We start from the raw sequence: 776 nt of genomic DNA, 5'->3' as shown, positions 1-776 counted from the left end.
TTCAAGAGCTATCAACGTGTAAGCAATATGACCTTCCTTTGAAAGTTTTGCTATTGAACAACCAAGCTCTAGGTATGGTTAAGCAATGGCAGGACATGAATTACGAATCTCGTCACTCTCATTCTTACATGGACTCATTGCCTGACTTTACTAAGTTGGTTGAGTCTTATGGTCATGTGGGTATGACGGTCAATAAGCTAGACGAATTAGAGTCTACCTTAGAGAAAGCGTTCGCAATGAAAGACAAGTTGGTATTTATCAACGTTTATGTTGATCCTTTAGAGCATGTGTATCCAATGCAAATTGCAAAAGGTTCGATGAATGACATGTGGTTGAACAAGACGGAGAGAACATAATGAGACGTATTATTTCTGTCCTTCTTGAAAACGAGCCAGGTGCATTGTCGCGTGTTGTTGGCTTGTTTTCTCAGCGTAACTACAACATTGAAACGCTTACCGTGGCGCCAACTGATGATGAATCCTTATCCCGTTTGACTGTCACAACGACGGGTTCTGACAAGGTTATCGAGCAGATTACAAAGCAGCTAAATAAGTTGATCGAAGTCGTTAAGTTGGTTGATTTGACTGAAGGTAGTCATATCGAACGAGAGTTGATGCTTGTTAAAGTGAAGGCAGCTGGCTCTCAGCGTGGTGAAGTGTCACGTACGGTAGATATTTTTCGAGGGCAAATTGTAGATGTGAATAGCACTGTGTATACCGTTCAGGTTACGGGAGACAGCAGAAAGCTTGACGCATTTATTAAAGCGTTGCCGGAAG

2 protein-coding genes are annotated in these 776 nt (G+C 42.0%); both read left to right on the top strand.

The window, feature by feature from the left end:
- The coding region (locus A3739_RS05790; RefSeq protein WP_231877017.1) for a thiamine pyrophosphate-dependent enzyme at window positions 1–356 on the top strand (356 nt) is incomplete at its 5' end.
- Window positions 356–776: acetolactate synthase small subunit (gene ilvN / locus A3739_RS05785; RefSeq protein WP_068500645.1), on the top strand; the 421-nt coding region annotated here is incomplete at its 3' end. The genes A3739_RS05790 and ilvN, both read left to right, overlap by 1 nt.

The organism is Oleiphilus sp. HI0067 (assembly GCF_001635735.1).
Note: the sequence above shows the minus strand (reverse complement) of the source record. Positions and strands in the feature narration are given on the sequence as shown.